The following is an 8,286-nucleotide window of genomic DNA, read 5'->3' on the forward strand; positions in this document are numbered from 1 at the left end:
GCCTTGGCGCAAAGACCGTTGTGAGCAAACATGGCGGCGCGCCCTGCGCCGATGTCCCCGTCGACGAAGGCGACACCGTGAAGTTCGGCGCCTGCACGATCGAGGTGCGCTCGACACCCGGTCACACCAACGGCTGCGTGACCTATGTGACCGGTGACAAGTCCATGGCCTTTACCGGCGACGCGCTGCTCATCCGCGGCTCGGGCCGCACCGACTTCCAGCAGGGCAATTCACGCAAGCTCTACCACTCGGTGCGCGAGAAGATATTCACGCTGCCCGATGAGACGAAGCTCTACCCCGGGCACGACTACAAGGGCCGCACGGTCACGACGGTTGGCGAGGAAAAAAAGTTCAACGCGCGCCTGGGGCTGGACAAGAGCGAGGACGACTTCGTGGAGATCATGAAGAATCTCAAACTCGCGCAGCCCAAAAAGATTCAGGAATCGGTCCCCGAGAACCTGCGTTGTGGTCTTCCCGCGCCGGTCACGGGCGAGCCGCTGGAGAAGGCATGGGCTCCGCTTAGCCGAACGCCCGAGGGGCTTGCAGAGGTGCAGGCCGCCTGGGTGAAGGATCACGGCGAGGAAGTGCGCCTCATCGATGTGCGCGGTCCCGATGAATACACCGGCGAGCTCGGTCACATCCCCGGGGCGGAGAACGTCCCGCTGGAAACGCTTGAAGCCGCCGCGAAGGACTGGGATCGCGAGATGCCGGTCGTCACGATCTGCCGCTCGGGCAAGCGTTCGCTCAGCGCGGCAGATACGCTGGAGAAAATGAACTTCGTGCGCGTCGCCTCCATGGCCGGCGGCATGATTCGTTGGGACGACCAGGGCTTTCCCGCCGAGAGTGTGAGCGCGCCCGATGCGAACTAGGAATTCCCGCAATCCATGAGCGCTCTGGCAAGAATCGTCCCCGCCGCGGGCTGGCTTCGCGAGTATCGCCGGGCCGACCTGCGCGGGGATCTTTCGGCCGGGCTGACGGTTGCCGTCATGCTCGTCCCGCAGTCCATGGCCTACGCCATGCTGGCGGGGCTGCCGCCCATCGTGGGGCTTTATGCCTCGGTGGCGCCGCTCGTGATCTATGCGCTCTTTGGCAGCTCGCGCCAGCTTGCCGTGGGTCCAGTGGCCCTCGATTCGCTCCTGGTTGCCGCGGCCATTGCACCGATCGTTCAGGGCGCGGGCGGCGGCATCGCGCTGTATGTGCAGCTCGCGGTGATGCTCGCGCTCATGGTGGGCGTGATCGAGCTCATCATGGGCGCCGCGCGCCTTGGCTTCATCGTGAACTTCCTCTCGAACCCGGTGATCAGCGGCTTTACCAGTGCCGCCGCGCTGGTGATCGGCCTGAGCCAGCTCAAGCACCTGCTGGGCATTGACCTGCCGCGCAGCGCGCGCTTCCACACGCTGGCGCTGGAGGCGGCAAGCCGCCTTGGCGAAGCACATGGGGCAACGGCGCTGATCGGCGTTGCTGCCATTGTGTTGCTCGTCGCGCTCAAAAAGTGGAAGCCCGCATTTCCCGCGCCGCTGGTGGCCGTCGCGACCGGCACGCTCGCCGTGTGGGGGCTGGGACTTGCCGACGCGGGCGTGGCCATTGTCGGCGAAATCCCGCGCGGGCTTCCCGCGCCGGGCGCGCCTGTGTTCGATCTCGGCTACGCGCGCGAGCTGCTGCCCAGCGCACTGCTCGTTGCCCTGATCGGTTTCATGGAAGCCATCTCCGTGGGCAAGGCCTTTGCCCGCAAGAACAAATACGCCATCGCCCCCAACCAGGAATTCGCCGCGCTGGGGCTCGCCAACATCGCGGGCTCGTTCTTCGGGGCCTACCCGGTGAGCGGCGGGCTGGGGCGCACAGCGGTCAACGCGCAGGCGGGCGCGCGAACGCAGCTCGCCTCGCTCGTTGCGGCGGCGCTGGTGGCGCTCTCGCTGCTGCTGCTCACGCCGCTCTTTTACTACCTGCCGCGTGCGGTGCTGGGTGCCATCGTGATCGTGGCCGTGGCGGGGCTCGTGGATCTCAAAGAGATCGCACGCCTGTGGCGGATCAAGAAAATTGATGCCGGCCTGTTGCTGCTCACTCTGCTGGCGACGTTGTTGCTGGGAATCCAGCAGGGCATCGTGCTGGGGATCGGCGCCTCGTTGGCGCTGTTCATCTTCCGCACCACGCGCCCGCACACTGCCGTGCTTGGGCGGCTTCCGGGAAGCGATGTCTACCGCAACCTCAAGCGTTTTCCCGAAGCGCGCGAGATCCCCGGCGTTCTCATCATTCGCGTGGACGCGGCCTTCTACTTTGCCAACGTGGAGTATCTCAAGGACCTCGTAAACGATCTCGTGCTGGCCGAATGCGAGAGCCTGCATGCGCTGGTCATCGATGCCAGCAGCATCAACGACCTCGACTCCTCGGCGGCGCTGGCGCTCGAGGAAATCATCGACCAGCTAGCGGCCGAAAACATCGCCCTGTATCTGGCTGGCGCAAAGGGGCCTGTGCGCGACGTGCTGCATACCACCGGCCTCTGGGACCGGCTGGGAGAGAGCCACTTCCCCTTCACCGTGCAGCAGGCGATCGACGCCATCGAAAAAACATAATCCGGGCCAGGAGCACTTCTCCGGCAGCCGGCGCCGGGTCCCAAGCGCGTTAATGAACGGACCCGGTGCCTTTGATTTTTCGAATCACGCTGCTCGGCGATGTGCTAACTTTTCCCTGACGGAGCACTGGTTGGGCGCAATCCATGACCTACCTTTTTACAGCCGGGATTTGCCTGTTGGCGATGGTGATCATCGCCTGGGAGCTCGATGACCCCGAGCAACGCTGGAGTTTGCTTGCACTGGGTATCGGCATGCTCATCTGGGCCGGCGGCTATGGGCTGGTGGTCGTCTGCCCGACCGACCATTGCGCGCTCCAGGCCTCGCGGGGAATCTTCGGCGGGGTGATGGTCGGTCTGCCCGGGCTGGTAGTGCTCTTCCGCAGCCTGATTACCGCCCGGCCGACGCCGCGGCGCACGGTCCTGAAAATCATCGCCTTTTCGATTTTTGTGCATGCACCCGCCATGACGCCGCTGGGAATCCGTTCGATGGAGCGCGTGAACGGCGCGCCGATCTGGCACTACGGTCCCTGGGAAGCGGTGGTGTGGATCGCCTGGCTGATCGGGCTTCCGCTGTTCGTGCGCTGGGTCTGGCGCAATCGCGGCAAGATGCCCTGGGATGAGTGCAACCGCATCCTGTGGGTGAGCGTGATCCTGCTTTCCTGCCTTTCGCTCGAAACGATTGCGATGGGCATTCTCGGCTACGTTCTGCAAATGCACCGGGTGATGATGATCGTTCCGGCGCTCTCGGTCATTCCCTTTCTCGTTGTTGTCGTCGTCTTTCGCGCGAAATCCTTGCCGGACCTGTGGGGCTGGATCGGGCGAGTGCTGCCCAATGAGCGTTCGCGCTTCGTCTCGGAGTTCCGTCAACTGGAGGCCGGGATAAGCGGATACCATTCCAGCGCAGAGCTCACGCGGGATCTATCGAAGCTTCTGCGCGCGCCTGTACGATTTGTCAGGGCTCCGGACACCGGGCATCGGGATGAAGCGCGCCTGTGGGTTGCGCCGGCGGGTCTGCACAGAATTTATTCCCCCGATGACCAGCGACGTCTGGAACGCATCGAGGCCCATGCCAGAGGGCTGCACGCCGATGAGCTCATTCATTCCAGCCTGCGGCAGGCCTCCTCCGATCAGATCGGCGCCTGCTGGCCCGCCGCGTCGCAGGCAGCGGCGGCCGAGCGGGAACTGTTCGAGGTGGCGCTGACCGACAAAAAATTGATCGTGGCTTCTTTGCCGCCGGGGATGTGGGGCGAGGGATGCATTACATGCTCCACCGCGCTGCGCGGGAGCAAGGTGCTCGAAATTACTTGCGAAAGTGACGAGGCGCCGCCTCGTGAACAGTGGCGGCCACATCTGGCGCGCGCGGTGGATCGCGACGTGGTAGTCGTGTCTGTGAGGCATCTCACAGTGATTCCCGAGCCGGCAGTGGTGGAATTGGCAGCGTTGATCGCCGGAGGGAAAAAAGTCGTGATTCTCGCTTACGAGAGCCAGAAACCCGGAGGTGCCCTGCTTGAACTCTGCAGGGAACTCGGGCAAGGCGCGCGAATGCTGCGCCTGTCCGAGCAACTCGACCGGGAAGAAGACATCCGCGCCTGGCTTGAACGATTGCTGCGAAACAAGAACATCGAAAGAAATCTGGATGCGACGCTTGCGCCGGAGGTGCTCCAGTCCCTGCTGGAGATGGACTGGGCGCAGGACGGCGTGGTGCTCACGCAGCTTCTGGAGTGTTCTCTTTCAGAGAACACTTAATGGCCCGTTCGGGCCAATATTGATTGCTAGCCCGACAGGAGGAAACTCATAATGAAGCTACTTCAGGCAAACACGGTCGTAATAACCAATGGGTATCTTGAAATTGAATAGCATCCGCCGGGGGGGCCAAAGCGACAAGCGCGAGCGCCTGCGACTGGCGCTCTTCCCCGGCGGGGAGACACTGATCGGGCGGCTGATTGCCGTGCTGGAGGCCGGCGGCTTTCAGGTCTCGCGCGATAGCAGCCTGCGCAGCGATGCGATCATGGGCTCGGACGGGGAGATTGCGACAAACATCGTCGAGATCACCGAACACAGCCCCGCGGGAGAGAATGCCAGCGATCCCGGGGCCAGGGTGCGGCCGATTTCGCTTTCCCTGGCCGATGCCGAAGCCACGCACATCCGCCGCGTGGTGGAGCTATGCAACGGCAACCGCACGAAAGCCGCCGCCGCATTGGGGGTCGCCCGCTCGACCCTGATCCGCAAGCTCCACGAAATCGAAGTCCGCGAAAAGCACAGCAGCGAAAGCTGACCTGCGGGGCCACCCGACCCGCAAGCCCGTTTTCGGGCACAAACCCTCCAAAGAATTGTCATTCCGCAAAACCTCCGTTCGATGCTAAGTTCGCAGCAGTGCGCCCCCGAGCCTGAGGGAGCCGGGCGGGCCTCAACAGCGAATGGGTCTTCTGCTTACCTACATTGGCGCGGCATTGGTCGTATCGTTCCTCTGTTCAATTCTGGAGGCGGTGCTTCTCAGCCTGACGCCCTCCTACATTGCGACGCTGGAAAACCGGGGGAACGCAGCCGGCGCGAAGCTGCGCGCGCTCAAGGAAGACATCGACCGCCCGCTGGCCGCGATTCTGACACTCAACACAATTGCCAACACGGTGGGCGCCTCGGGCGCGGGTGCGCAGGCGCTTCATCTTTTTGGTGAGGGCTCGGTGGCAATCGTTTCGGCGGCGCTGACGTTTGCAATTCTCGTGGGCTCGGAAATCATTCCCAAGACCCTGGGTGCCGTCTATTGGAAGCCGCTGGGGCCGCTTGTGGCGCGCGTCCTGCCGCCGATGATTGCGCTGACCACACCGTTTGTGTGGCTGGCCCGCGGTATTTCCAGCATGATTTCCAAGGGCAAGACCGGGCCCGTGCTCAATCGCGAGGAATTCTCCGCGCTGGCCGACTCGCTGGTAAAAGCGGGGCTTTTCGACACCAAGGAATCAAACGTCCTGACCAACCTGCTGCGATTTGGATCGCTTCGGGCGATCGACATCATGACGCCGCGCACGGTGGTCTTTGCCTTTCCCGAGGGAACGACCGTGGGGGAGGCGCTCGAGGACGAATCGAAGCTGCGCTTCTCACGCATTCCGATCTACCGCGACACGCTCGACAACATCACGGGCTTCGTGCTCAAGCACGACATGCTGCTGGAACTCGCACGCGGCAGCCGTGACACGCCGCTGGAAACCCTAAAGCGTCCCATGCGCGTTGTGCCGGAAATGACCCGCGTGACCGATCTGTTCGATCAGATGATCCGCAAGGGCGAGCACCTGGTGCTGCTGGCCGGCGAGTATGGGGAAACCTCCGGCGTCGTCACGATGGAAGACATCGTGGAGACCCTGCTGGGCATGGAGATCGTCGACGAAATCGATGAGGTGCAGGACATGCAGGCCCTTGCGCGCAAGAAGTGGCAGGAACGCGCCGAGCGCATGGGCGTGGTGGTCAATGAGTCCTCCCCCGAAAAGGGCGATGTGCCCGGCGAAGACTAATCCTTCTTCTTTTTCTTTTCTTCCTTCTCAGCCTTCTTTGCCGCCTTTTCCCGGCGCTTGAGCTCTACTCCGATGGCCTCGTTGAGGGTCTCGATGACCTTTACGCGGCCCCAGTACTTGTGTTCGTTCTCGACGATGGTCCAGGGCGCATAGGTCGTGGACGTGCGCTCGAGCATGTCGGAGACGGCTTCCTTGTAGAGTTCCCACTTCTTGCGATTGCGCCAGTCCTCGTCGGTGAGCTTGTACTCCTTGAGCGGGTCCTTCTCGCGTTCCTTGAAGCGGCGAAGCTGTTCCTCTTTCGAAACGTGAATCCAGTATTTCACGATGACCGTTCCGAAGTCGGCGAGCTGGTGCTCGAACTCGTTGATCTCGCGGAATGAGCGCTTCCACTCTTCCTCGGTGCAGAAACCCTCCACGCGCTCTACCAGCAGGCGCCCGTACCAGGAGCGATCGAAGAGCTCCAGGTGTCCGGCTTTGGGAATGCGGCGCCAGAATCGCCAGAGGTAGTGGTGAGCCTTCTCCTCGTCGGTGGGCGCGGCCACGGCGGTCACGCGGTAGGAGCGCGGGTCGAGGCTGCGCAGCAGGCGCTTGATGGTGCCGCCCTTGCCGGCGGCGTCCCAGCCCTCAAATGCGGTGACGATGGGGATGCGGTACTCGTAACAGGCGTTGAGGTTGTGGCGCAGCTCTACCTGGGCGCTGCGCAGACGCTGCTCGTATTCCTCTTCGTCCAGGGTGAGGGTCAGATCGGCGCGGTCGAGAATGGTCGGCACCTGCGCGAGCAGTCTGCTCTCCTGCGTGCGCTTGGCCGGGGCGTGCTTGATGTTGTGCTGGCGTACTCTCTCGCGTTCCAGCGCGTCGCGCACTTCCTGGATGAAGATCTCGAAAATCTTCACCCGCCGGAAAAAGCGCTTGTTGGAGGGCACGATGTTCCAGGGTGCCGGTGCGGTGGAGGTTTCCTCGAGCATCTCCTCGATAGCTTCGAGGTATTCTTCGTAGCGGTGATGGCGTTTCCAGTGCTCCTTGGTGATGCGCCACTGTTCGAACTCGTCCTTCTCGAATTCCTTGAAGCGCTTTTTCTGCTCACTCTCGCTGATGTGCAGGAAATACTTGAGAATCAGCGTGCCGTCGTCGGCGAGCTGGCGCTCGAATTCATTGATCTGCCGGTAGCGCTGTCGCACGTCCTCTCGCAGATCGTCGGGTTCGACCCGCGCGTTGAGGCAGGATCGGTACCAGGACTGGTCGAAGATGGCGATTTCCCCGCGGCGCGGCAGTTTGTTCCAGAAGCGCCAGAGGAAAGGGTAGAAGGCTTCCTCGGGCGAGGGATTGAAAATGGCGTGGGTCTCGATGTGCCGCGGGTCGAGGGCGTCGCCGAATTTCGAGACCGCATCGTCCATGCCGGCCGCCTGCCAGCCCGAGAGCACGATGACAATCGGGATCTTCGCCTCGCGCGCGGCCCACTGCAGGCGCCGGACCTCCAGCTCGAGCTGGGGCAGAAGCTCCTGGTAGCTTTCCTTGGTGATGTTGGCTTTCAGGTCGACAAGTTCGAGCATTGCGGCATTCTCCCGGGCAAATCGGGCTTGCGCCAACAGGCAAAATCGCCTGTGCTGGCCTGATCCGTCCAATCTGCGCGGAATTCCACTTGCGCGCCATGACGGAAATCAGTTCCATTGTGGTGGAGGAAATTCCCGTGGCCAAGCGGAAGAAAAGCGGTCTGCGGCACTGGATGCAGGAGGCCTCGCGCCTGCGTGCGGCAGCGCTGGAGGACCTGGACGAGGCGACCGTCCACGACCTGCGCGTGGCGCTTCGGCGTTGCCGGGCGATGGTGCAAACCATCCGGGAGATCGACGACGATCCGGGCTGGCAGAAGCTCAACCGAGCTGCCCGGGAGATCTTTCAGGCCCTTGGCGAGCTGCGTGACACGCAGGTGCAGCTCCTGTGGCTCCAGCACCTGAGCACCGGCGAGGACATCCTCGCCACGCGGCTGCAGGGCCACCTGCAGAAGCGAGAACGCGAGCTGCGCGCGCTTGCACGCCAGGTGATCGAGGTCTTCGATGAAAAACGCTGGGAGAAATGGACGGAAAAGTTTCCGCAGCGGCTGACGAAATTGGCCGGAAACGTCCTCGCATTTGAAGAACTCGCGCAGCGGCGGCTCGAAGAGATCGAGTCGCTCGATACCAAAGCCGCCTTCGAACGCGACGAGGAGCGCTACCACGA

General features: G+C 62.9%; 7 protein-coding genes. 6 read left to right on the top strand and 1 reads right to left on the bottom strand.

The features are described from left to right. From KDH09_12445 to KDH09_12465, 5 genes are all read left to right on the top strand, one after another. On the top strand, nucleotides 1-869 hold an 869-nt coding region (locus KDH09_12445; protein ID MCB0220500.1), incomplete at its 5' end, for an MBL fold metallo-hydrolase. 15 nt (nucleotides 870-884) lie between these two features. After that, nucleotides 885-2,570, top strand: coding sequence for a sulfate permease (sulP, locus tag KDH09_12450; GenBank protein ID MCB0220501.1), 1,686 nt, complete (start codon nucleotides 885-887; stop codon nucleotides 2,568-2,570). 344 nt (nucleotides 2,571-2,914) lie between these two features. Beyond that, nucleotides 2,915-4,315 (top strand): hypothetical protein, encoded by a 1,401-nt coding sequence (locus KDH09_12455; protein ID MCB0220502.1) that lies wholly within the window; start codon nucleotides 2,915-2,917, stop codon nucleotides 4,313-4,315. 103 nt (nucleotides 4,316-4,418) lie between these two features. Next, a complete protein-coding gene (locus KDH09_12460; GenBank protein MCB0220503.1) occupies nucleotides 4,419-4,844 on the top strand; it encodes a hypothetical protein in 426 nt (141 codons plus the stop codon). Nucleotides 4,845-4,986: 142 nt separating this feature from the next. Beyond that, nucleotides 4,987-6,072: an HlyC/CorC family transporter gene (locus KDH09_12465; GenBank protein MCB0220504.1), complete on the top strand. Its 1,086-nt coding sequence runs from the start codon at nucleotides 4,987-4,989 to the stop codon at nucleotides 6,070-6,072. Here KDH09_12465 and pap read toward each other — a convergent pair. Next, nucleotides 6,069-7,622: a polyphosphate:AMP phosphotransferase gene (pap, locus tag KDH09_12470; protein MCB0220505.1), complete on the bottom strand. Its 1,554-nt coding sequence runs from the start codon at nucleotides 7,620-7,622 to the stop codon at nucleotides 6,069-6,071. The genes KDH09_12465 and pap overlap by 4 nt on opposite strands. A gap of 98 nt (nucleotides 7,623-7,720) precedes the next feature. On the opposite strand from pap, the gene KDH09_12475 reads away from it, so the two are divergent. Beyond that, the coding region (locus KDH09_12475) for a CHAD domain-containing protein (GenBank protein ID MCB0220506.1) at nucleotides 7,721-8,286 on the top strand (566 nt) is incomplete at its 3' end.

It is taken from the genome of Chrysiogenia bacterium, from assembly GCA_020434085.1.
Lineage (GTDB): Bacteria > JAGRBM01 > JAGRBM01 > JAGRBM01 > JAGRBM01 > JAGRBM01.

Excerpts from the sequence above, each read along its gene's own strand:
- sulP (MCB0220501.1), top strand. The coding sequence starts at position 885 with ATGAGCGCTCTGGCAAGAATCGTCCCCGCCGCGGGCTGGCTTCGCGAG.
- KDH09_12455 (MCB0220502.1), top strand. The coding sequence starts at position 2,915 with ATGGTCGGTCTGCCCGGGCTGGTAGTGCTCTTCCGCAGCCTGATTACC.
- KDH09_12465 (MCB0220504.1), top strand. The coding sequence starts at position 4,987 with ATGGGTCTTCTGCTTACCTACATTGGCGCGGCATTGGTCGTATCGTTC.
- pap (MCB0220505.1), bottom strand. The coding sequence starts at position 7,622 with ATGCTCGAACTTGTCGACCTGAAAGCCAACATCACCAAGGAAAGCTAC.